Annotated in this window: 14 protein-coding genes; 7 read left to right on the top strand and 7 right to left on the bottom strand. The window is 66.6% G+C overall.

Annotated features, from left to right (window positions below; translation table 11 throughout):
• Positions 1 to 3 precede the first annotated feature (3 nt).
• The 3 genes from OG251_RS36500 to OG251_RS45060 form a co-directional block, all read right to left on the bottom strand.
• Positions 4 to 7,107 (bottom strand): polymorphic toxin-type HINT domain-containing protein, encoded by a 7,104-nt coding sequence (locus OG251_RS36500; protein ID WP_326681567.1) that lies wholly within the window; start codon positions 7,105 to 7,107, stop codon positions 4 to 6.
• Positions 7,108 to 7,281: 174 nt separating this feature from the next.
• Positions 7,282 to 10,815, bottom strand: a complete 3,534-nt coding sequence (locus tag OG251_RS36505; RefSeq protein WP_326681568.1) for a LamG domain-containing protein — start codon at positions 10,813 to 10,815, stop codon at positions 7,282 to 7,284.
• Between the two features lie 1,524 nt (positions 10,816 to 12,339).
• Positions 12,340 to 12,576: a hypothetical protein gene (locus OG251_RS45060; RefSeq protein WP_442818443.1), complete on the bottom strand. Its 237-nt coding sequence runs from the start codon at positions 12,574 to 12,576 to the stop codon at positions 12,340 to 12,342.
• A 120-nt stretch (positions 12,577 to 12,696) separates the two neighbouring features.
• Here OG251_RS45060 and OG251_RS36515 point away from each other — a divergent pair, with 120 nt between their 5' ends.
• The 3 genes from OG251_RS36515 to OG251_RS36525 all read left to right on the top strand — a co-directional run bounded on the left by OG251_RS36515 (position 12,697) and on the right by OG251_RS36525 (position 16,117).
• Positions 12,697 to 13,317 (top strand): hypothetical protein, encoded by a 621-nt coding sequence (locus OG251_RS36515; protein ID WP_326681569.1) that lies wholly within the window; start codon positions 12,697 to 12,699, stop codon positions 13,315 to 13,317.
• Positions 13,318 to 13,749: 432 nt separating this feature from the next.
• Positions 13,750 to 13,980, top strand: coding sequence for a hypothetical protein (locus tag OG251_RS36520; protein ID WP_326681570.1), 231 nt, complete (start codon positions 13,750 to 13,752; stop codon positions 13,978 to 13,980).
• A 1,162-nt stretch (positions 13,981 to 15,142) separates the two neighbouring features.
• The gene (locus tag OG251_RS36525) at positions 15,143 to 16,117 is read left to right on the top strand and encodes a helix-turn-helix domain-containing protein (protein ID WP_326681571.1); all 975 of its coding nucleotides are present in this window, start codon (positions 15,143 to 15,145) and stop codon (positions 16,115 to 16,117) included.
• A gap of 499 nt (positions 16,118 to 16,616) precedes the next feature.
• Here OG251_RS36525 and OG251_RS36530 read toward each other — a convergent pair whose 3' ends face one another.
• Positions 16,617 to 16,994, bottom strand: a complete 378-nt coding sequence (locus tag OG251_RS36530) for a hypothetical protein (RefSeq protein WP_326681572.1) — start codon at positions 16,992 to 16,994, stop codon at positions 16,617 to 16,619.
• An 866-nt stretch (positions 16,995 to 17,860) separates the two neighbouring features.
• Here OG251_RS36530 and OG251_RS36535 point away from each other — a divergent pair.
• Complete coding sequence (locus OG251_RS36535; RefSeq protein ID WP_326681573.1) at positions 17,861 to 18,157, top strand: hypothetical protein; 297 nt, start codon at positions 17,861 to 17,863, stop codon at positions 18,155 to 18,157.
• A 104-nt stretch (positions 18,158 to 18,261) separates the two neighbouring features.
• Here OG251_RS36535 and mobF read toward each other — a convergent pair whose 3' ends face one another.
• Positions 18,262 to 19,485 carry a MobF family relaxase gene (gene mobF, locus OG251_RS36540; protein ID WP_326681574.1) on the bottom strand — a complete coding sequence of 408 codons (1,224 nt, stop codon included), beginning with the start codon at positions 19,483 to 19,485 and terminating at the stop codon, positions 18,262 to 18,264.
• Between the two features lie 296 nt (positions 19,486 to 19,781).
• Between mobF and OG251_RS36545 the strand changes: the two genes are divergently transcribed.
• Both OG251_RS36545 and OG251_RS36550 read left to right on the top strand, forming a co-directional pair.
• Positions 19,782 to 19,940, top strand: a complete 159-nt coding sequence (locus tag OG251_RS36545) for a hypothetical protein (protein ID WP_326681575.1) — start codon at positions 19,782 to 19,784, stop codon at positions 19,938 to 19,940.
• 51 nt (positions 19,941 to 19,991) lie between these two features.
• Positions 19,992 to 20,800 (top strand): IS5 family transposase gene (locus OG251_RS36550; RefSeq protein ID WP_442818444.1). Its coding sequence is split into 2 segments (ribosomal slippage): positions 19,992 to 20,331 and positions 20,331 to 20,800, totalling 810 coding nucleotides; the frame shifts between segments, so codons are not numbered across the junction.
• A gap of 9 nt (positions 20,801 to 20,809) precedes the next feature.
• On the opposite strand, the gene OG251_RS36555 is transcribed toward OG251_RS36550, so the two are convergent.
• Positions 20,810 to 21,214, bottom strand: a complete 405-nt coding sequence (locus OG251_RS36555) for a hypothetical protein (RefSeq protein WP_326681577.1) — start codon at positions 21,212 to 21,214, stop codon at positions 20,810 to 20,812.
• A 137-nt stretch (positions 21,215 to 21,351) separates the two neighbouring features.
• Between OG251_RS36555 and OG251_RS36560 the strand changes: the two genes are divergently transcribed.
• Positions 21,352 to 22,386: an NAD-dependent epimerase/dehydratase family protein gene (locus OG251_RS36560; protein ID WP_326682742.1), complete on the top strand. Its 1,035-nt coding sequence runs from the start codon at positions 21,352 to 21,354 to the stop codon at positions 22,384 to 22,386.
• Here OG251_RS36560 and OG251_RS36565 read toward each other — a convergent pair whose 3' ends face one another.
• Positions 22,387 to 23,742 (bottom strand): hypothetical protein, encoded by a 1,356-nt coding sequence (locus OG251_RS36565; RefSeq protein WP_326681578.1) that lies wholly within the window; start codon positions 23,740 to 23,742, stop codon positions 22,387 to 22,389.
• Positions 23,743 to 23,792: the final 50 nt, after the last annotated feature.

Below are 23,792 nucleotides of genomic sequence, written 5' to 3' on the forward strand. Positions count from 1 at the left end.
AAATCACCTCGCGGTCACGAAATTGAGATCGAAGGCGTCTTCCAACGCCACACAGCTATTACAAGGGCCTACAGGGTAGCCGTGCATCGCTTTATCTCGCGACCCACGTACGATCACTCCGGCCGCCGACGATCCTGTCGGGTTGTACCCATCTGTCAGCGCTCGTGAAACACACACGGCCAAGCCGCAGCTTCCGTGGCCGACTCCGCGCTCCATAACTGGGATATCGTCCAGAATATCCTGAACGATGGGGTGCAGCGTAGGAGGCGTTCCCCTTACGCTCGGACTTGAGTAAACCTGCCCACTTGGCAATTGAAGCGCCTCCGCAACAGCTGGACGCGCTTTGGAGGGCCGAACGGAAGATGTGATGTCTGCTTCGGCGCGAGCAGCATTAGTGACACCGCAATTGTGCACGAGGACCGGTGTGGCCCCCGCCAACACATAGTACGCGTGGACGTCCTCGATGCTGAGGTCGTGGGTTCGCTGACGCTGGGTGTAGTGCTTGACTTCGGATATCTGGACGTGCACGCCGGCGCTGGTGCGGAGCAGATGTCCGGCTTGGAGGTCTCCGGCCTGGATCCATTTTTTCAGGTCGGGTATCCAGAAGGGGTGTGTATCGGTTGCTACGATGCTTGATTGGCCGCCGTCTACGGATACGTAGATTTCAGTGAATGCCTTGTCATCTTCCGTGGTGATCGTCTGGGCAACTTTTTTCTTGACCGTTTCTCCGGTATCGACATCGGTGGTGGTTATAGTGTCGCCGACTTCGATGTCTTCGATGTCTTTTCGTGTGCCGTCTGCTAGGAGGACACCGGTTCCCGGCAAGAAGCTATGGCATACCTTTGCAATCTTGTGTGTTGCGGCAGCCAGGACGACATCGAATGTGATCTTGGCTGCTCCTTCTGTGGATCTCCCGTCAATGAAATCGTCAGCAATTTCACTGCCTCTGGCAATGATTGATTCTGCGAATCCTACTCCGGTTATTTCTTTCATTTTTCCGGTCACATACTCAGTGCATGTGCCGTCGAGAGTGACGCAGTTATATGCGTTTTTGACTTCGTCGCCTACCGCACCAATCAGGCCGGTGCCAAACTCTCTACCTTGTTCCACGAGAGCGTCGGTAAAGGAGGAAAGCCACCCCCCGACACCTCCTCCGCCACCGCCATTACCGCCGCCGCCGTTACCACCTCCGCCGCCGTTACCACCTCCACCGCCATTACCGCCTCCGCCACCACCTCCGCCACCGCCGCCGCCACCGCTGCCGGAAGTACCGCCGGTGTTCGGTGCCGGGTTGGTGTTGATCGGGAAGGCCGGGTCCGGCTTGCCGCTGTTGTTGCCCGGCTGGCAGTGGCCGTTGCCCGGGTCGAGGCAGGTGCCGGTGGGGTCCGAGTTGGTGGCAGGGCTCTGGCCGGCGTAGCTGTATCCGTTGAGTGTCTGGTGTTTGCCGAGTTCGAGGATGGGGTCGACGCTGATGAACTGGCCGATTCCCGGGTCGTATTCGCGGGCGCCGATGTGGGTGAGGCCGGTGGTGGCGTCAGTGGGCTTGCCGAGGAATGCTTTGTCGTCGGGCCAGGTGGTGGGGTTGGTGCCGCGGGGGGCGCCGAAGGGGGTGGTGTAGCGCTTGGTGACGGCCTGGGTGGTGGCGTCGGTGGCGATGCTGCTGGTGCCGTGGTGGTCTGCGGCGAGGAAGCTGATCTTGCTGCCCGGGGTGCCGAGCGTGGATGTGCGGACTGCGATGTTCTGGCCTGCCGCGCTGTAGTAGCGGGTGCCGGTGACCGTCTTTGTTGTGCCCTTGGTGGTCAGGCGTACCTCGGTGGCGCCGAGGTAGAGGACGGTGTCGCCGTCTCCCGTGGCGCGGCGGATGAGGAGTTCGCCGTCGGCGTCGTAGAGGTAGCTCGTGCCGAGGGCGGGCTTGGTGCCGACTGCGGGTTCGGTGGTGGAGGTCAGTTCGCCTTCGGTGTTCCAGGTGAGGGTCTGGGTGGCCTGGGTGCCGGGGCGGTTGGTGGTGTTGCCCGCGCCGTCGTATCCGTACGTCGCCGTCTTGGCTCCGGTGGTCTTGACGAGTGGGTGGGGCTGTCCGGTGGGTGTCTTGTATCCGTAGGTGGTGGTGGCGTCGCCCGCGGCGGCGTGGGCGGTTTCGGTGGCCCGTTGGCCGGCGTCGTTGTAGGTGTAGCTGGTCCAGTAGGGGGCGGCGCCGTCGAGGTTGGCGGTGGTGCGGCCGGTGGTGGCGCAGTCTGCGGTCTTGGGGGTCCAGGCTTCGGTGAGGCGGCGGTTGCCGTCGTAGGTGAAGCACTGGTTGTCGGCCTTGGTGGTGCCGCCGAGAGTGGTGGGGTCGAGGATGGACAGGACGTTGCCCGCGTCGTCCTGGGTGAAGTTCAGGTCCTGCAGCATGTACGAGTGGGTCTGGTCGGTGACGTGGCTGCGGGTGAGGCGGCCGGTGCCCGGCTCGTACTTGTTGGTGATGTAGGTGTTCTTGGCGCCTGCTCCGAGTGTGAGCTGTTCGGCCTGGCCGAGCGCGGAGTAGCTGACGCCGAGGAGGTAGGTGTTGGTCCCGGACAGCCCTGTGGTGAGGCCGAGGGAGTTGTATTTCGGTTCGACGATCTCTTTGGGGAGGCCCGCGACGCCGGGTTCCTTGGTGTTGTTGAGGGTGCCGTCAAGAAGGTAGTCGGTGCCGAAGGTGGTGGTGGCTGCCACTGCACCGGAGGTGACCAGCGGGTCGTCGGCGGGCAGCACGACATCGGTGCTGGTGGCCCGGCCGAGGGTGTCGTAGGCGGTGACCTGCTTCGTGTATGCCTTGCCGGTGGTGCCGCCGACGTAGCGGGTGGAAGCGTCCGGCTTGCCCTTGCGGAGTGTGTCGTAGCTCCAGTGGGCGAGCTGATTGGGGGGCGTCTCTTCGGTCTGCCACAGGTCGGTCTTGCGGCCGAGTTCGTCGTACTTGTAGAGCAGTTTCGCCTTGCGCGAGTCCTCGGTCAGGCTGATCTGGTCGAGGTCGGTGTACTCGGTGCTGGACGTGCCCTTGTCCGGGTCGGTCGTCTGGATCTGGCGGCCGAACAGGTCGTAGGTATAAGTCCACTTCGCGTCGTCGATGCCGGTGATCAGCGACTGCTTCCCGTCGCGGGTGTAGTCGTACTTCACCCGGGTGTAGGGGGTCCCTGTCGTGGCGCCGTACGCGGTGTCGTTGGGGGCTGTGCCCGCGTAGGTGCGGGTCTCCGCGGTGCGGCCCAGGACGTCGGTGATGGTGCGGGTGGCGTTGCCGCCCTTGACCGCGGTAGTGGCGGTCGAGTCTCCGGTGTAGCTGGTGGTGGTCGACCACCGGTCCACGCCGAATACCGTGAAGGTGCTGTTCGTGGGGCGTGCTGCCGCGTCGTAGGTGGTGCGGGTCAGGGCGGGGGTGTGGGCGTAGGAGGCGCGGGCGTATGTGCCGTTCGGGGCGGCGAGGTTGTCGTAGATGTCTGCGTACGTCTCATAGGCGAGGCCGCGTGAGTCGTATCGGGTGTCGGTCAGGATCCGGCCGCCGAGGGGCGAGGCGGTCTGGGTCTGGAGCGGGCGCAGCAGGGCGTCGGTGATGGCATAGCTGGTCTCGTAGCTGGTGCCGTTGGCTTTGAGGGTGGCGACGGACGTCCAGGGCTGGCTGCCGCGGGCGATGTTGTAGTCGTATTTCGCTGTCGGGGTGTCGATGCCCTTGGTGCGGTTGGGTGCCCAGGTGTCGGTGATGCGGCCGAGTGCGTCGTAGGCGTTCGCGGTGTCCTTGGCAGCGGCGTCGGTGGTGCCGGTGATGGATCCGCGTGCCGGGTCGATGTAGGTGTAGTTCTTGTGGATCTGGCCGTTTGAGGTGAGTTTGGGGGAGGCGACCACCATGGTGGTGAGGGGGCCGGCTGCGGCCGGGTAGTAGGTGGAGGACGTGACGTTTTTTTGGGCGTCCTCGACGGTCAGGGGGCGTCCCAGTTTTGCGGTCGCCGTGTCGTAGGTGGTCTTGGTGACCTTTTGCCAGCCGCCGTTGACGGGTGGGTGGCGGTCGCTGGTTCCGGCGGCGGCCGGGTAGGCCTTGGCTCTGCCGGTCCAGGTGGGGAGGCCGAGTGTCGGGGTCTGGGAAGCGGTCCAGCCGGTGGCGGTGGGGTTGTCGTAGACGACGGCGGTGTCGGAGAGTACGTCTCCGCGGCTGTCGGTGTTCGCGGGGAGGTTCAGTTTGTCGTCGGTGATGACGGCTCCGGCTGTGTCCAGGCAGGCGGATCCGATGGTTCGGGTACGGGAGACGAAGCTGGTGAGGCCCTTGTCGGGGTTGCGGGCGTACCAGGTGCGGGTGCAGGTTTCGTCACCTGTTTTGCTCTGGTCTCCTACGGCTTCGGTCTGGGTGACCATGCCGTAGGTGTGTGAGGTGTAGCTGCGGCGCCAGGTGTTGCTGACGGGGAGGTAGGTGTAGGCGTAGGAACGTGCGGTACGGACGAAGTGCGCCTTGGTGTTGGCGTACGAGCGCTGCTGGCTGGCTGTTTCCTTGTTCCAGATGTTGTTGACCGCGACGGAGACGGGTTGGGTCCCGTTGTAGGTGAGTTCCTGGCGCAGGAACCCTGCCAGTTGGTTGTGGTCGGTGGCGTCCGATACGTCCAGGCCCGCGATGTCGATCCCGGGGATGGTGGCAGTGCGGGTGGCGGTGCTGTCTAGGCGTTTGTCGCCGTGCATGCCCTGCATGTACTGGCGGACGGTCTTGGACTGGGGGTGGGCGGTGTCGCCGGTGTAGGTGGTGACCTTCCGGTAGCCGCGCCAATTGGACCAGGTCCGCTCGTCCGCCGGTGTGAAGGGGTCGTTGTTGTAGTGCCAGCCGGGGTTCTCGTAGGTGTAGAAGTTCTCGACCGCTTCGTTCTGGCCGGCCGGGTCCGAGGTGGATACGGAGGTGACGTTGTACTTGTGGAACCAGTCGAGTTGTGGGTCGCCGCCGTTGACGGGCCAGTAGACGGGGTAGCAGGAGAGGTTGTTGTCGTCCTCGGCCGTGGGCATCTTGCTGCCGCGTACGCACTGGGGGTCGGACAGGGTGACGGTGGTGATGGCGCCGGTCTCGGTGGTGATGGTGTTGATGCGGGGGCGGGTCAGCGGGAGGATGTTGTCGGTGGCGTCGACGCGGTTGGGCCGCATGTGGTAGCCGAACTCCACCGGAGGTACGACGATGGTGCCGCCGTTCTTCCCGGTGCGCTGGAGCGACTTGAGGGTCAGGGTTTTGTCGGAGGGGTTGCCGATGTCCCCGCCGTCCAGGAACTGGTAGCTCAGGGCGTAGGTGTCGACCGGCTTGTACGCGTCGGGCTCGGCGGCCGTGGACCAGACGCTCGTGTTGATGCCGGTGAGCATCTTGCGGGTGAAGAACGTCGGTCCCTTGGGCAGGCATTCGGTCTCATCGGCGCTGCAGATGGCGTCGAAGGGGACGTCGGGCCACTTGTCGGCGGTGTCTTCGGTCAGTGAAGGGCAGTCGGCGGCGGTGCACCGTTCCTTGTAGGTGAACTCGACCTTGCCGGAGGGGTTGCCGGTGAACAGGGTGTTGGAGCGCTGTCCGTACCTGATCTCTTCGAGGTAGCCGCCGCGGGTGTAGGAGGCGAGCTCGGTTTTGTCGCCGTTCTTGGCGTAGTGGTTCGATTCCGCCTTGTACCAGTACGTGGATGCATTGCCGTGGACATCGGTGACAAGGTCGAGGTTCCAGCGCCATGCCTGTGTTTTGGCGCGGCCGGAGTAACCGGTGCCGGAGGAGTATCCGGGCTCTCCGGAGTCGTCTCCGAAGACGGGGACGGTCCAGACGGAGTTGGTGCGTTCGGTGCCCGCACCGGGAAGTTTGTTCAGGCCGAAGGTGTACGTGGTGCCGTCACCGGTGACGACCTTCCAGTACTCGCCCTTTCCGTCGCCCTTGCCTGCGACGATGTCGTCGCCGTCGTCGCTGTTGTCTGCTCCGGTCTCGTGGGTGACCTGGGAGGCGTCGTCATTCTTGAGACGCCACACACCGGTGGTGTCGTCCTTGACGAGTTCGGTGGCCTTGCCGTTCAGGACGAGGGAGGCGTTCTCGTACTTCCAGCACTGGTCGGACTTGTCGGCCTGGCCGTCGTCCTCGCACGATCCGTATTTGCGCTCGATGTAGGAGGAGGTGAGGTCGAACCCCTCACCCGCCATGGAACCCTGGTTGTTCGTGTTCGAGGTCCGGCCATCCGTGCTGCCCGAGTCGTAGGACAGCGACAGCGACGGTGAAGGACCGGCAGCCGCCGGTGGCACGGTGACCGGATAGGACCAGGTGAAGGAGCCGGACGAGCCGCCGGCTTCCCAGGCGGAGGAAGCCGCCAGCGGGGTGGCCTTGTAGTCGCCCGCGCCGGAAGCCGCCGTCCGTGAGGTCGCCGTCACGGCGAACACGCCGGCAGACGCTGTGGTGTCCGTAGTGGTGACGGCGGGGAGGCTGACCTGGGCGGAGACAGTCTGCGCTGCGCCGTTGTTACGGTGGGTGACGGGGGTCTGGGTGCGGCACTGCGGTTTCTGCGGGCTGGTCAGCGCGCACGCGGGCAGGGACACCAGGCCCAGGCGGGCGCCCCAGTTTCCGCCGATGGCGTCGGCGAACTTCTCGTAGTCGATGGTGATGCCGGCGGCGCCCGGGGACTCCGCGGCGGCGGTGAACACCACGCCGGTGATGCCCGCCCTGCGGGAAGTCTTCTGGTCGAGCACGCGGACTGTGGCGGAACCGGTGGCAGCGCCGGCCTGCTGTGCGTTGCGTGCCTTGGCCTTGGCACGGGGCGGTGTGGTGACGGATACGGTGGCCCGACCGGGTGTGCCGTCGATCTTCTCTGTTCTGGTGGATGCCTTCGGCCAGTGGGTGGCATGCCGGCTGCGTGCCTGGGCGGCCTGTCTGCTGTTGGCAGCCTTGTTCTTGGCCACCCGTTCACGGTCTTCTTTCGCCCCCAGGGCGTTGACCGTCTTCACCTTGCTGACCCGGGGAGCGGGGAGGCCGGGCCGGCCCAGAGGGTCCGCGGCGACAGCCACCGGCGTCAGCGCCGCGGGCACGGACAGTGCGAGGGCCAGCACTCCGACCACGGGTATCCGAAACGCCCCGGCAGCAGGGGTGGGGCGTCGTCTGCTGCGTCGCTTCACGAATGAGGGGAACCATCTGGACACGGACACGTCTTCTCTCCGGGAACGGCCGACCGCCATTGGTTCGGGCAGCGCAGCAGGGTGGCGGTGGCGCAAAGCGGCGTGGGGCAGGGTGGGGCGGGGCCGGCGGTGATGGCCGGCCCCGCCGGTGGCGAAGCGCCGGGGCGGTGGGGTTCAGGTGCCGACGACGTCGGCGACCTGTGTGCCGTCGCTGAGCGCTCCTGACCAGAGCCGGATGTCGGTGAGCCGGCCGGGAAGGTAGTTGCCCCAGGCGCCGAGGTATCCCTTGCCGACAGAGAGCTCGCCGGTGCCGACCTCGGCGGTGTACTGCACGTCGTCGCTGGTCTGGCGGTCCGAGGTGACGTAGAGCTGGATCGTTCGGTCCTGGGCGTTGTACACACCGGTGAGGCGGGCCTCGGAGTCCAGGACGGCCTCGTCCTTGCTCTCGACGGATACTCCGGTGCCGTCCGCGGTGAGGCGGCCGAAGTTCCAGCGGCCCACCACAACGGGCTTCGATACGGGCAGACCGTTCTCGTCGAGGACCCGGTCGCCGTTCTCGTCGTACTCGGGTTCCTGCCGGCTTCCGGTCTTCTCGAACCACAGGCTCCACGACGAACCGGTCGCCGTGCGCTGCCCGAGAATCTGCGCCTTGTAGTGATCCGGTTTCGCCAGGATCTTCGCCTCGTCGACGACCGCCTCTGTGGTCACCGTGAACGAACCGGAGTCATCCACCAACGGCCCCGGTGTGGTTGCGGCGCCCGTGGTGCCGTTCAGGACCAGTTCGTCATCGGCGAGGGATGCCCCCGAGGACAGGGCGAGGGACGGGCTGTAGCCCGAGACGGTGTCACTGAGTGACGTGCCCTGAGCGCCTGCGGGCTTCCACGCGGCAACGAGCTCGACGGAAGGCTTCTTGTACGCGTCGAGCAGCGAGCTCTCCTGCGCGATCTGTTCCTTGGTCAGTGCTACCTGCCAGACCGCCGCTTCGTCGATGACACCGGGGAAGTAGTCGGTGTGTGTCCCGGACCAGTGGACACGTCCGATCTGGAGCGGGCCGTTCGCAGCCCACGGTGTTGTGAACGGGGTGCTGCCCTGCGGCTCTCCGTTGACGTAGAGGCTGATGGTGCCGGCGGTCGCGTCGAAGACTCCGGCCAGGTGGGTCCATACCTTGGGGGTTGCGGGGTTCTTGGAGGCCACTTTCTGGTAGGTCCACGGCGTCCCTGCAGGGGCGTCGGTGCTGGCCTCGCGGAAGGACCACTTCTTGATGGTGGATTCGTAGCTGAGAAGGAACGGGCTTCGGTTGGTGCCGTCCTGGCTCAGGACGGTGGAAGTGGGGCTGGCGATGTCGTCCAGGCGGACCCATGCGGCGACTGTGTAGGAAGCCCGGGTGTCGATGACCGGGCCGGTGGTGGCTGCGTAGCCCGTGGTGCCGTTCAGCTTGAGCCCGCTGTCCGTGGTCCTGACCGCGGGGGCGGTGTCTGTGGCCGGGGTGACGGTGACTTCGCCTCGGCGCCCCTGATTGGTGCGGGTGGCTCCGCCGGTCAGTGCCGCGTTGTCCCGCAGGCTGGGGTCGGTGGTGGAGGAGTCGACCGCGTCCCCGGAGGGTTCGCTGAAGTTCCAGCGGCCGACCGGCCCGTCGCCTTCCTTGACGACGAACTCGACTGTGTTGCCCTCGCCGGGGCCATAGCTGTCCTTCGCTTCGGCTTCCAGGACGATGGTGCCGGACGTGGGCGGTACCGCGTTGATGTCCACTGTCGCCCCGGGCAGGTAGCTGGACCAGGCCGTGTCCGTGGACAGCTTGTACCGGTAGGCCGTGTTGACGTCACCGGCGGCCGGGCCGAGGGTGAATGTTCCTCTCTGGCCGGGCTTTCCTCCGGGGACACAGTCGTTCGCGGTGCACAGCGAATACGGGTTGCCGGGTTTGAAGGTGATGGTCGGAGGCTTGGGAGCGGTGCTGTCGACCTTGAAGTAGCACCATCCGGTCGTCGAGCCGTTCGATGGCCCCGCCAGGTGTTCGCTGCCGTAGTACGACCGGGTCCAGGACCGGTAGCGGTAGAGAGCGTTCTCCTCCAGGTTCGTGCTGGGTGACGCGGTGATCTTGACGTTGTCGCCCACCGGACTGGACGGCGCCAGAATGTCACCGATGGCTTTGGTCCAAGTGGTGCCGGTCTTCTTGTCCAGTGCCATGACGACCCGCAGTGCGGCTCCCGACTCACCGCCCGCCTCGGTCTGGGCTGTTGCGGTCAGGGCAGGGGTGGGATCGGTGGCGATCGCCGGGGCGGACTCGACGGTCTTGCACACCGAGGTGTTTCCGGTGACGAGACCGATGGCACTGGGCTTGGCCGGCTTGCCGACGTAGGTGACGCTCAGGACCGCATCGTCGTCGAACCGCTTCCACGCGATGGTGTCCGACTCGTCCTTGGCCATCAGCATCAACGTCAGACGGGGAAACTTCCCCTCCGCGAAACTGCGGACAGTCGGTGTCAGGTTCTCGTCCGGCTCCGGCGCATAGTCGTGGAACTCGATCGGGGCACGCGGCTGTGACGGTTTGCAGTTGTCGCCCCGCCCGGCTGAGACATTCCGGTCGCCCATCTGGTCCAGCTTCTTCGGCCCCGGCCACCGCGACGACGAGGAGATATTGCTGGTGCGCTCCAGATCGACCCATCGCTCGTCGCAGGAGAACGACCAGGTTTCCGTCACGCTGAACGTGGCGTCCAGAACGTGCTTGCCCTTCAGGTTCCCTGGGGCGAATTCGAAGTACATGCGGTTCACATAGCCGTTACCGCAGTAGTAGGAGACCCCGCCGATCACCGCGGACCCGCACTTGCCGACGCTCATGCCGTTCTTGCCACCGGAGAAGTTCCAGAACACATCGCCGTCCGAGGACAGCACGGTGCGCTCAGAATCGTCCAGACCGACCGGCGGATCGATGTAGAGAGGGAAGTCCGCCCTGCTCGTTGCCTCAATGAGGTCCGTGTCGGGCTTGACGGTTACCGATCCTTCCGCGACCGCAATGTCCAGGACCGAGGACTCGTCCCCCGCTCCGGGACCGGCCAGCGGGTCACCCTCCCCGGGCGGGCCTGCCGGTACCGGCTCGGACGCGCCGGTGTCTGCGGACTCGGCGAGGTACAGCGACTGCCGAGCCGCCGCGGGGGTGGTGTTCCCTCCGGCGGAGTTCCACATCTGCGCGGCCGGAGAGCGGAACACGGTCTGTCCATTGCCGTCCAGCGCGTCCACGCCCCCGCCGGCGCCCGCCTGCACGGTGAGATTCTCGGCTCCCAGCTGGTACTCGATGCTCGCCAGGGCAGGGTTCGCGGCCGCTTCCGGAGTCTCGACCTCCAGCACCTGGCGGAAGCCCTCCACCGTCGCGGTCAGGATCAGATTCACATCCGGCAGCACGTCCTCATAGACGGCACGCTCGCCCTCCAGACGAGGAGCGGGCAGAGTACCCGGCCAGCCCAGGGATACCGACTGTGTTCCCTCAGCGATCGTGACCAGACCCGCTCCACTGCCTCCGGGAGAGAACGACAGATCCACCGCAGCGGCCTTCGGACCGACCGACCCGTCGGATTTCTTCACAAGAGTGGCATCCGGACTCGTCCACCCACCGTCCGGCAGAGCGACCCGCACCGGACTGATCGCCTTGTCCAGCGTGAAGGTCGTTCCGTCGGGGTTCGCGAACACCGTCTCCCGTTCGGTGCGCTCCTCCACGACCTCAACACGTTCACCCGACTCAACCGCCTCGGCGGAAGCCCGAGCCTCCGCCGAGCCAGAAACCGGGGAAACGCTCTCAGCGGCTGCGGGCACTGCCGCGGCCTGCCAGGTCAGGGCAGGAATCCCGCCCACCATCGTGGATGCGACGGCCAGCGCGCACACACGGTGACGCACTCGACGCCACAGAGCCGAGGAGTAAAAGGCCGTGCGCCAGACAGAAGAACAGGACGCGGGACACAACAGGGCGAACGCCGCAGGTGAGTGGTCCGGCAGAGGGGTTCGCGTACCTCCAGGCCGCCCTACCAGCTGCCCGGGTCGGCGACGCGCCAGCAGTTGTCCGTGAACGCCGTCCCGCAACCGGGGCAGACAGAGCGGCCCGCTTCACGTTCACCTCGCCGGCGTGCGCACCCCGGCCGCCCAAACGGCGCCCCCAGCGGCGGCGCTCCCGCGAGAAGAGACCTCATCCGAGCGGCAGGGCCACGAACCGGACCGCCGGCCGATGCAGGTGCTGGAGGTCGCGCGGGGCGCGGCCGGGGCTATGAGCAGGCGCAGGACGCTCTGTATGCGGCGGTCGGGGAGGTGTTGGCGGCGCGGCCCTACCGAGGTGCGGTCCATCCCACGGTGGTGCGCGCGGCGCTGGAGGCCGGTGAAGACGTGCCGGAGAGGTCGGCGGAGTACGCGGCCTTGTGCACCTGATCGTGGCGATCGGCCTGGGCGTGGAAGAAGTCGGAGCGAACGCGCTGGCAGCACCGCCACGGCTGCGACGATGAGGCCCCTCCCCTGTGTCCCCATGGCGCGGGAGCGTAACAGCAGGTCAATCCCCGATGAACGAAAACTGCATCCCTGATTTGTGCAACTCGCGGCGGAGTTGTGATCGCAGTGCGTAATCTCAGCGGGAACGCGTGTCGTGTCGCGTAAGCCTCGGGTCGCCGGGCATCGACCTCGCCCACCGTATCGACGGTGGCAGGTGTTCGGTGCACTGCGACTGGAGGCTTCATGAGCCGACACGCAAAGCCCCGCAAGGGGCGAGAAGACGGCCCCGACCGCAAGAAGCTCTGGCTCCTGCTGATCAATATCTTGATCAGCGGCTGGAACCACTTCTAACGGCCGAGGCCGGCACAGGTGGGCGTCGACCTCTCCCTTGCCAGAGCTGGGGTCGGCGCACCATCCACGGTTACAACCTCGCCACTCACACCGTTATCCACTGTCAAGTGACGTGTGCCCACCGTAGCGTCGACTCTTATAACTTGCATCCGTGACGGCGAACTGCGTCAAGTTTTACGTGTCACGAGGCCCGACGCCGTCCCGTATCGCTACTGGGGCCGTAACCGCCCTCACCTCCTGCCGTCGAGGCGTTTGTCGTCGAGACTGCTGATCCCTGTGTCCAGCTGGTCAGGGTCGGCCCGCTCGGTCAGGGACTCCGGCGTCCGTGCGGTCCGGGGAGTCCATGCCAGCAACCCAGGTGACCATCTGGTCCTCCAGCTTCGGGTGGATGCCGACGTGGTGGATGAGGCCCTGTTCCTAGAGCTGTGCGATCGGCTCGGCCCGGAGGCGTTTGCCGACCTTCGCAGTAACCTCCAGGACCATGGGCTTAAGGAGGCCGCGGGCTTCGCCGCTGCGCTGGAGCTGTTCCCACGCCTGGCGGACGATCTGGCGGGCCATGTCTCCCTCGTAGTCGGACTCGACGGCGACTCCCTCGGGCGGAGGTGGGTGAAGGGCGGTCCGCAAGGTGTCCGCTGTCGGCAACGTCGTGCACATCGAGCTGAAGTTCGCCAAGGGGCACGCCAAGCCCAGGACCTGGGTCGTCTACACCGCTTATCCGGAGTATACATGACATACGAGACCGGTCTCTCCTGGCTTTCGGAACAGTGTGGGGAAATGACCGACCTGCTTCCTTCGGAACTTGACTGCCTCGTCGAGCGGGGGCCGGTCTCCGCCATGGTCCTGATCGCCGAGCGGTCGGTGACGGACTTGGACGGTCCGGCGGCACTGCAACTGGGCCGCGACGTGCGTCGTCTGCTGGATTCCGCGCTGGCCGAGGAGACGATACGGACGGCTTGGGTCGGCTCCACAGACCACGTGTTCGACCCGTGCAAGGAGGACGTCGGTCCTCGGGCCTGGCTGAAGAAAATCAAAGCTGCCTGGCTGTCCGCCGAGTTCCGGTGTGCTCCCAGGTTCGTTCCGCCTGCTGCCGATCCGGTGACGGACGACACACTGCGCGCAGCCGTGGTCCGGGCGATGGGCGGGGTCGTCGCTGATCTGACCCTGGCGGACGAGGCGGGGCAGCAGTTCAACTCCTTGCCGCAGACAGGACTGGTGCCTGCGCTGGAACAGGTGGTCGTCCACGTCTGCGCCGACCTCGGCTACCGGCTGTTCCTGCGAGCCATGAAGGCGTACTACGTGGCGGTCGACGCGAGCAGCCGCGACGCGTTCGTGGCGCTCGGCAGACAATTCGGATACCCGGACCCGCTCGTAGAGGAAGGCCTCAACCAGCGCTGAGCAGGTTTCGGGCGGGGCGGGAGAACCAGGTGCCTGCCTCGCCCGGGCAGTGCACGTACCACCATTAAGGCGTCCCACGCAGTGATGCGGGGGACGCCCCAAATCTTCGTTGGGTGTAACTCTGTCTGAGTGAGCGTTGCGGTGAGACTGCGAGGTCAGGTCTGTCCTGGTAGCGGACCTGGTGGGCGCATTGATGTGCGTGAGTGACGTGTCAGGTGGAGCTGTGAGCGGTCACGGATTTCCCCAGGCTTCGAGATCTGAGCGTCACGTAATTCCCCACCCCGGCGGTCATGAGTCCCCATGGAGATGGCGACCGTGATGCCCTGCCAGTCACCCGGACCGAGGTCGACTAGGACCGCTGCGCACGGAAGAGACGGCGGTCCCCGCTCGCTGCACTCCAGCCCGCCTCGGCTGGCCGACCACCTCGCCGTCGTGCCCGACGAACACGCCAGCTGCGAGGCCGGGTACGTCATGGACAAGCTGGTGGCGGTGGCGAGCAGGTACCTCAAGCGGTGGTGCCTCGCGAGCGGCAACGGGGCGCACACCGCGCGGATCACGGCCGGGTTCCTGATCGAAGTCATGCAGGAGGTCGATCAGGTGAGCCAGTTCCTCGCCGACGTCCGCAGCGACGCCGCCCGGTGGCCAGCGGCTGTGGCGTCCTGAGCTCAGTGGGATCCGGGACGGCGCCCGGGGACGGAGTTTTCTCCTCCCCAGGCGCTGTCCTGTTCGGGCGGGATGTCGCAGGTAGCGAACCCTGTCAAGGAACAATGCACTGCCTCCAACGACGGTGGGGCATCGGATGCTGTGCACTCCCCCATCGCGATGTCGTGCACTCCTGAGGCAATGCAGGGCACTCCCACCGCGATGTCGCGCATCGGATGCGGTGCATCGTCCGGACATCGGGTGCGGTGGCGGCCATCGGGTGCACTCCACTCCACACGATGGCGTCCACTCCCGGGCTGGTGGTGCGCCCGCCGCGCACTTCGGGTGCGGTGGTGCGCAATACCGGGAGTGGCGGTGCGCATCGTGATGCGGTCGGTGCGCGCACCGACCCGAGCTGGCGGGCCGACGGGTGCGCCCACCACGGCCTGGCGGTGCGCGTCATGGCGCGCGCGGCGCGTTCCGGACGGCGCGCGGGGTGCTGCGATGGAAGGCCGGATCGAGCAAAGTCCCCGTACCAAACGCCCCCTTGACTTCAGTCCCCTCGAAATCCCATATGCACAGTATGCACGTCCTATGTGTGCGGCGGATCATGCGAACTGGGCACGAGGTCCGGGTCCGGTGGGCGCGCTTCGGTGGGGCAGCCAAGCGATGCGCACAGGCTCGGGCAGACGGTGCGCTGGGTGCGCGCACCAGGGCCGACCGGTGCGCGCATCATCACCTCCATGCGCGCACCGCGGTGCGGTGGACGGCGAGTACGGCGCACCACGATGCGCAAGCGACCTGCCACTCAACTCGACCGGCACAATCCAGCCCACCGCCCACACCCTGTAGAGGCGGTCCACCCCAACTCAGCATGTAGAAAGCCGTCTTGTTCTCACCAGTCCCCTGTTGAGCACCGTGGCAGGCACGGACATGATGGTGGCAGGACACGTCATTTTTTGAGGGGGGACAGCCCAGTGGACGAACGGCACCGCAGGACGTGGGCCGAGCCGAATGACATATGTCGTCCCGCTCTCTTCCGCATGGCCCATTCGCCTGCCGCTTGTGCGACGCGGGCTTCGGTCTCCCCTAGCCAATGTCCACCGAGTCCGAGCGACCGCAGGCGTAGACGCCCCGTGTTCCAGAGGATCACGCCAGCCGCGTTGCCGGGTGGTGCCGTTCTGTGAGCATGACTTTGGACACCTCGCCCATGCTGGCGGGGGACCGGGAGGAGGCGGTCCGGCACGCTGTCTGGGAATCCGTCGTGCGGATCGACATTGACCACCATCCTTCACCGGAGGAAATCTCGGTCAAGGTCAAGCTGAACACGGTCGGTTCCATCGGCATCTGCTCGGGGCAGGCGACCGGCCTGACGATACGGCGGACACAACGGCTGGCGCGGGAGGACACTGAGCCGTTCGTCTTTCTGGGCCTCCAGATGACCGGCACCAGCCTGGCAGCGCAGAACGACAACCAAGCTGTGCTGAAGCCGGGAGAGTTTGTCCTCTACGAGACATCCCGCCCCTACACGCTCGCCTTCGATACCGGTGTCGACCACCACTTCCTACGCTTCCCCCGCGCCGCGCTCGAGCTGCCCGAGCGATCGCTGCGGGAGATGACCGCGGTCACCTTCGCCCCCGACAATCCCGTTGCCGCCCTCGCCTTCGCGTACTTCTCCCGGCTGGCCGTAACGGACGGGCTGCATCACGAACGGCACGCCCAGGCGGTCAGGGAGCCCAGCATCGAACTCCTCCGCGCAGCCGTCGTCTCCCAGCTGGGCGAATCGCCCCTGGCCCAGGAGTCACTGGAGGCAACGCTCAACCTTCGGATCATGCGATACATGCGGGAACACCTGTGTGATCGTGAGTTATCGGCCGCACAAATCGCCTCGGCGCACAACATCTCAGTCCGGCGCCTGTACACGCTGCTGGCCCGGTCGGGCATCACCCTCGGCGACTGGATCCGCTCCCACCGCCTGGAGGCGTGCCGCCGCGAACTGGCCACCCCCAATGCCCGATACCGGACGATCGCTGCGATCGGGCACAGCTGGGGCTTCATTGACGCCGCCCACTTCAGCAAAGTATTCAAACAGACATACGGCCTCTCCCCCCGTGCCTGGCGCGACCTCAACCACACCGCCCCGCCACCCTGCGCGTAGAGCCGGTCGACCAGCACGGTGACCATCGCTCTGCGCGCCGAACAGAGGCTCATCGGTCTCGCGCAATGCGGTCTGCTTGTCTGCTCCAGCGGTGGCTTCTCCAAGCCAGGGTTGTCGTGCACCAGCGAGCCAGGCTGCCCAGGCAGCGGTGCCCTGGTGGCCTTGTCGGAACACCTCGTCGGCGTGGTCGCGGGCGGGCGAGTTGCTGACAGGGTCTGGTTCGGGGCGGTTACGGCAAGCGGAGGATCGGTGTTGGCCGTGTGCGCGGGACGACCTGCACGGGCGCGGGTAGGCCTGCACGCTGCCGGCCCGCCGCGGACGACATGAATCTGCGCATACCGTGATCCCATCACGGGCGAAAGGATCGCAGGTCCTGTGCCGGGTGCGGTTGGATGTGTCGGCTGACAAGATGCGCCCTCCCCGCAGGCTGGGTGGGGACGCAACCTGGGGGCGGACAGTGGATCGCCACCGCCCGCCCCCAGAAGAGCATCAAATGCGGTCAGCAGCTGCGCCACTCCATCGCCGCGTATCCGTAGAAGGCGTAACCGGATGGCGTGTTGACCCCGAAGGAGATCCTGCGCCCCTTGGGTCCAACCGACGGACCGTTGACCTCCTTGCCGGTCGCGCTGTCCCAGAACCGGACGAAGGGGCACCGTCCGTCTGCGCGCCGGTCCTCCACCCAACCTGACGCCGAGTTTCCGCAGATCCACCCATCTGCGGCACCTTCATTGCTCACCAGATCGAAATGGGTACAGTCCTGGGCGCCCATCGGTGCCAGTCTTGCGACCGTGGACGGTGCGGAGGCCATGGCGGGAGTTGCCATGAGACCGGTGAGCAACATCATGCCCCCGGCGATGCTGACGACAGTCTTGCGCATATATGAGCTCCTTCGAAGAGGTCGAACGGGTAGCGCGGCCTCAATCGTTCACCCTGTCTGCACTGTCTGTCGTTGGCTCCCAGCGCAGGAACCTTGTCCCTGCGTGCAGGATTTACCTCTGTCTGTGCTCGCCCCGCCACGAGATATCGAGATGGAAAAGCCACCGCTGCCGCTCCACCGCGCTCGCTGCCGCCGGCGGAGATCTGCTGGCTCAACAGGCGCTGGGGAGGTCCATCTCGCTCCTGCAAGATCAAGACGGCTCTTTACGAGATGCCACGTGCCCTCGATCACGCCGGTCGCGATCGGCCAGCCCAGGGCGAGGGCGAGATCGTAGACGAGATAGGGCTGCTGGGCCTCGAGGTAGCCCGCAGCTCGGGTGGCCGCAGTCGTGGTTGCCCAAGGAGAGCGACTCGAATGCGCGTCGCGGCCCGGTCTGAAGAGCCAGAGCCGCTGACGCGTCATCCGGAGCCGCGAAGAACTCGATGATGATGCTCACCCCGGCATCATGCCGGACCGCCCACAACCGAGATCGGCCGGACGGGTCGCCGTCTTCCTGGCACTGGCCCCGTACGTCATCTCAACCGGCCTTCCTCCCGTGCCGGATGCCAACGCCCCCGATTCTCAGTCCGGCTCGCCGGGCCTCGCGAGTGAAGTCGCCGATCGGCCAGCCGCTGGCTGATTGGTGTCCTCGTCAGCGGTTGGGGCCCGCCCCCTGCCCCGATCCGGCTGGTTGGTGTGCTGTTGCTGACGGGCGGGGTCGGTCGCGTCCTTGTCAGGCTGCTTGGGCTGCTGTCCGTCTGCGACGTCGCGGCTGCGGGCTTCGGACGCCTTCGTGAGGGCGGCCAGCCAGCGAGGTTCTTCGGGGTGTGCAGCCACGTCGCGGGATCGGTCGTACGGCCCTCCAGGTGCTCCTCGGGCATCGCAGCCTGCTGATGAGCGTGAACGGCGGCGGCCCGCTGCGCCGGGGTGAGGGCGGCGTCCCGGTCCGGGTGGTCGACGGCGTGCGGCGCCGCCTGGTCGTCGTGGTGGTGGTCGTCGGCGTACGCGGTGGCCGACGTGTGCGCGGCCGGCCCTTCGTCCCGCGCGCCGGAGAGAATCCGGGCGTCGTGGATCGCGTTCTGCAGGACAAGGCTGGCGACCCGGGCCCGCTCGTACCGGGATGACTCCCGCGGCGGCTTCCCGCCGATCCCGGCGACCCACCAGCGGTGCGGCCAGGCGAAGTCCGCGGTGTAAGTGAGCTGGTCCGGGGCGGGAGCCGGGCGGCCCTTCAGGGGCGCGGTGAGCTGACGGGAGTGCCGGGACAGGGCCGCATCCGCGATGTAGTCGTCCAGGCCGCGCGCGAAGCCACGGCCGCGCAGGGTCTCCAGCAGATGCCGTCGCGCTTCGGCCAGGACGTGGCGGTGGTAGAAGACTCCGCGCACGTAAAGACGACCGCGGCGACGTCGACCGTGGCGAGTGCGGTGTCCACCCAGGGCCCCACCCGGGCCCGGATCGCCGCCCCGGCCGCCTGGCACCGCTGAAGGAGCCCGTCGACCATCCGCTGCCCGAACTTCAGGAGCGCGGAGACACGCCACCACGCGAGCAGCTGGTCCAGCGGGCGCGGGGTCTTCTTGTCCGAGCGGGTCTCCTGCGCCGCCCACCATGCCAGGCCGTGGCGGGCTCGCTCGCCGGGCAGCCGGCCGTGCTTCTTCACGTAGTCGTCGGTGATGCCCTCGAGGACGTCCTCGATCCGGCGGCGGCGGGTGGAGGACCAGTCGATGAGCTCCTGGTCGACGCCAGCTATCTCCATCACCGGGCGCAGGCCGGGCGTCACCTCCCTCGGCACAGTCGCCAGCCCGAGCTCCTCGCACACCTCGGTGGTCATCTGAAGGGTGTACAGCGTGTCGGCCGCGACCGTGCTCTCGTGCAGGGCCAGGGTGTGGATCGAGCCCCACTTCCCGTCCAGGCGCTGCCCCGTCACGGACAGCAGCAGATGATCATGGAGCAGCGGCATCCCGGAGCGTGCTTCGTAGTGGCGGAAGCGGGCGGCGACCAGACCGCCGGGCGGCCGGACCCGGGAGATGCCGTCCTTGCCGTACCGGATCACCGCGACCTCGTCCTCGATCCACTCCAGCACCCGTATGATCGCGTACTCGTGCGCGGCCTCGATCACCCGTCGGGTCTCCTCATCCCCCAGTGCCCACAGGAGGTAGATCGTCGGCTGCGGCCGGAACACGAAGTCGACACCTGTGACCGTCACCCGGCGTCCCAGAGCGCCGGCCTTGAATGCCTTCTTCGGGGAGGCGCCCTCGGCGAGCAGGTCGGCTTCGATGCGGTCCGCGTCGGGATGGCGGCCGCGCTCGCCGAACAAGTTCCGCAACTGGCTCTCCGTGACTTCCTCACCCGGTGCGAGTCCGAGCGCGGCCGGGCGGCGGCCGTCGCCGACGACGGTCTGGCGTAGGTAGTAGCGGTACATCTGACCGGCCCGAATGACCCTGATATCCACTGTCATGGAGACCACGTCACACGGCTCTGACCTGCAAGAAAAGGCCGATCAGTAGGACGTCCCGCCAGGGGGAGCAGCGGCCGAACTTTCTTTCCGAGTGCCCCTCGGGCGGGAAGCGGCCCCGGGCCGGACGCGAATGTCATCGCTCTCCGGCAGCCCTCACACCAAGGCCTGAACGACACCATCCAGCACCGCTGAGCACCATCCGGCACCACGGAACGAACACCCCAACAACGAGCCCCGCCTACACAGCCCCTGGCACCCGCCGGGGGCTTCGTCGTGCTGCCCCGAAGGAGTCCACCGTGCCCACCTTCGAGACCTGCCCCCGCTTCACCACCGACCTCCACCACCTCACCCCCGCCCAGCGCCGGCGCTTCCGCCGCGTAGTGCTGGACGCCTTCGTGCCGGACCTGCGCACCGGCCGCCAGTTCCGCCCCGGCTTACTGATCGTTTCAGAATGAGATCGGTGTGTTGGCTTGGCAGTTGGGTGTTGTGTCGGCAGGATCTGCCGGGTGTCTGCTGATCTAGTGCCCGATGACCTGTGGGAACGCGTAGCCCCGCTGCTGCCTCCTCGTCCGCCTCGGCGGCACCGGTATCCCGGGCGGCTGCCGGCCGATGACCGTGCTGCTCTGCGGGGCATCGTCTACGTGCTGCGCAAAAGTGTGAGCTGGCGGGACGTCCCTGCGGAGCAGGTGGGCTGCAGCGGGGTGACGGCCTGGCGGCGCCTGCGGGACTGGACCGAAGCCGGAGTCTGGCCCCGCCTCCACGAAGTCCTGCTGGCAGAACTGCGCAAAGAGGGCCTGCTGGAGATGGACGACGCCTCGATCGACGGCTCGCACGTCAGGGCCCTCAAAGGGGGGCTCACACCGGACCTTCGCCGGTCGACCGCGCACGCCCCGGCAGTAAACACCACTTGATCGTCGACCGGCGCGGAACCCCGCTCGCCGTCTCGCTGACCAGCGGGAACCGCCACGACGTCACCCAACTCATGCCCCTGCTGGACGCCATACCGCACATCCGCGGCCTGCGCGGCCGGCCACGCCACCGACCCCGACGACTGTTCGCCGACCGCGGCTACGACTACGACAAGTACCGCCGTCGCGTCCGAGCTCGTGGGATCACACAGAAGATCGCCCGCCGCGGCACACCGCACGGCTCCGGCCTGGGCAGGACCCGCTGGGTCGTCGAGCGCACCTTCGCCTGGCTCCACCAGTTCAAACGCCTTCGGATCCGCTACGAGATACGCGCCGACCTCCACCTCGAACTACTCCAACTCCCCTGCAGCATCATCTGCTTGAGACGACTCCGAACCGCATTCTGAAACGATCAGTTAGAGAATGTGCCACCGAAGTTCGGTGTCGTTGTCACGGAGTCCCTGCACTCGACGCTTCACCTCAGTGTCAGTTTCGGGCGCGTGGTGCATCTTGCGTGCGTTGGTGGTCACCATGCGGAGTTCGCGGATGGCTGCGAGGGTCTTGTAGCCGGGTTCGAGGGTGATGTCGAGGCCGTACTCGTCTGCGAAGGCTTCGTAAGGAAGGCCGTAGCCGAAGCGCCGGCAGTGGACTTCGATGGTGATGAGGTCCCATTCCGGCTGCCCGATGGCCAGGGTGTCCCAGTCGCGCAAGACGACGCCCTCTGGGGTATGGAGGGCGTTTCTGTGTTGTGGGGCCCCTTGGATGAGCCCTTGGGGCAGCGTGAACTGGACAGGGTTGAGTTCGGTTTCGAGTTGAATCACGAAGAGTGACTGGAGTGTCCGAAATCAAGCAAGCCGTGGCTTGTCCTGAGCTTCTGGCCGGCCCCTGCAACGATCGCGCATGCACGGAGACGCGGGCCACCTTCCACCAGTGGGTTGTTCAGGGCAAGATCTTTCTCATGCAGATTTTGGTACTTGGTGGGACGTGGTTTCTCGGCCGGGCTATCGCGGAGGAAGCTCTGCACCGCGGGTGGGAAGTGACCGTGTTCAACCGAGGTCGGTCGGGCACCGCGCCCGAGGGCACTAGCTCCGTGCAGGGCGACCGCACCGTTGCAGCAGACCTGACGCGGTTGTCTGACCATGGTCCTTGGGATGCTGTGATCGACACGTCCGCCTCCGAGATGGCGCCGAGAGATGTTCTGGCCGGGGCGCGTGCTCTGGAGCCGGTGGCTGGCCGGTACGTATACGTCTCCACGGTGAACGCGTATCGGGGGTGGCCCGAGGAACCGTTGTCCGAGGAGTCGGAATTGCTGGACGGGCCGCCAGACGCGGACGTGGAGTACGGACGCCTGCCCAAAGGGTGGGAGGGGCCGGACTGGTACTACGGGCGTCAGAAGGCCGGAGCAGAGCGGGCCGTGGGCACGGTCTTCGGCGGCGGCCGAACGGTGCTCCTTCGGCCGGGGGTCATCCTGGGTCCTGGCGAGTACGTGGGTCGACTGCCGTGGTGGTTGACACGAGCGGCCCGCGGCGGCCGCATGGTTGCCCCCGGGGCCCCTGAGAAGGCTATCCAGCCCATCGACGTTCGGGACGTCGCCATGTTCGCTCTCAACCAGGCAGCTGCCGACCTCGGCGGGGCTTACAACTGTGTGGCTCCTATCGGGCGGGACACGATGCGCGATCTCCTGACGGCATGCGTGCTGGCTACCGGGTCCGACGCGCGATTGGCGTGGGCACCGGACAAGCTGCTCTTGGACCATGGAGTTCAGCAGTGGACTGAACTCCCGCTCTGGCGTACGCACAAGGGTGTGTGGAGTATTCAGTCGACGCGGGCGCAGGCCGCTGGGCTGGTGTGCCGTCCGCTCGTCGAGACTGTGGAGGACACCTGGGCGTGGCTCAGCGGGGGTGGCATGCCGGTCGAGCATCCGCGGTGGGCCGAGCACGGGATGCGGCCTGAGAAGGAGGCCGCGGTTCTCGCCGCGCTCGGCCCTCGGTGATCACGCCTCGATGGCGAGGGGGTTTTGCGCACCGAGCCTGCGCGCGGGGGAGACAGCGCTGAACGCTTCGATTTGCTCAGCGAGAGACAGAGCTGCTGGCGCGCTCCGCAGTTGGGGGCGTGTCAGTTCTATGCGTGTGGCGATCAGGCGTTCCATGAGACCGGAGCCTCGCCAGTTCGGGGGGACCTGGAAGACGGGGGTCAGTGCTTCCCGCGCCCCCTCTACCTCGTTGCGCATGAGCCGTGCGCGGGCGAGGTCGATAGCGGCGGGCCCCGAAACGACGATCGGTACATTCGCCTGCGGCTGCGCGGAGAGCAGGTCCAAGGCGGTTGTCGCGAACTCCTCGGCACTCGTGGGATCGCGCATGAGCAGGCAGGTGGTTGCATGGCTCATGGCCGTGCGGGCGGCGTCGAAGCCGAACTCGCCACCGATGTCGTCGTGAAGTTCGTCCCGCCGACCAGTCGTCTGTTCGGACGCAGCCTTGATCGCGGCCTTCGCTTGGTCGTCCGCACGGAGATGGCCGTACGCGCGGGCCTCGATGGCGAGGAGGCGGCGTCGAGCGGTGTCTCCGATCCCTCCGAAGTTCTGGGCTGTATGAGCAAGCCGGACGGCTTCCCCAGGGCGGCCGTCCCAGAAGGCCATGAAGGCCAGCATTCCGTAGGCGTATGCCTGTACTGGCCCGTAGTCGATGGTTTTTCCGTACTGGGCCGCCGAGCGAGCGAACGACACTGCCGGGGCTAGCGCTCCCAGGTCGAAGGAGACGGCGCCGAGAAGTGCACTGGCCTGCGCTGCGGCGTGGTAGAGCCGTTTGTGCTGTTCGGGGGACCGAGTCCGTTCGAGGTTCACTTGCACCTGCTGAAGCAGGTTGTTCGCTTCGTGGAAGACTTCAGGCGGCGGGGTGTTGCCGTACTTCTGGCTGAGCTTCACCAGGTCGTCGTGGAGCTGGTCGAGCGTCAACTCGTCCAGACGCAAAGCGGCGGCTTCGCCGGAGTGAGAGGCGGCGTCCCTAGCGGTCATGAGCAGTTCACTTTCGTTGAGCACAGGCGGAGAGAGGACCCGTGAGGAGCTCTCTGACCCGTCCGTGGGCTCTTCGGAAGCCGGGCGAAGCAGAACTCCTACCGGTTGCTGGAACATACGCTCCAGAACACGGGCGGTTGGGGCGAAGGGTGTGGTCTTCACGTGACCTGCCATCAGCAGGCGTTCGTAGTGACGAGCTCCGGGCGGCGGTGCCACTTCGTGGCCCTCGCCTCGTAACTGCTCCTCCGTACGCGAGTACGCCTGGCTGAACGCTCTGTAGGAGCGGATGCCCATGTCCGTCGCCAGCTGGAACAGAACCGTGCGCCGACCCTTGTCCATGTTCCCTCCGGAATCGGTGATTCTCCTCGTATGGGATACCGCTCAGGTGT

Origin of the sequence: Streptomyces sp. NBC_01237 (assembly GCF_035917275.1) — a bacterium.
Taxonomy (GTDB): domain Bacteria; phylum Actinomycetota; class Actinomycetes; order Streptomycetales; family Streptomycetaceae; genus Streptomyces.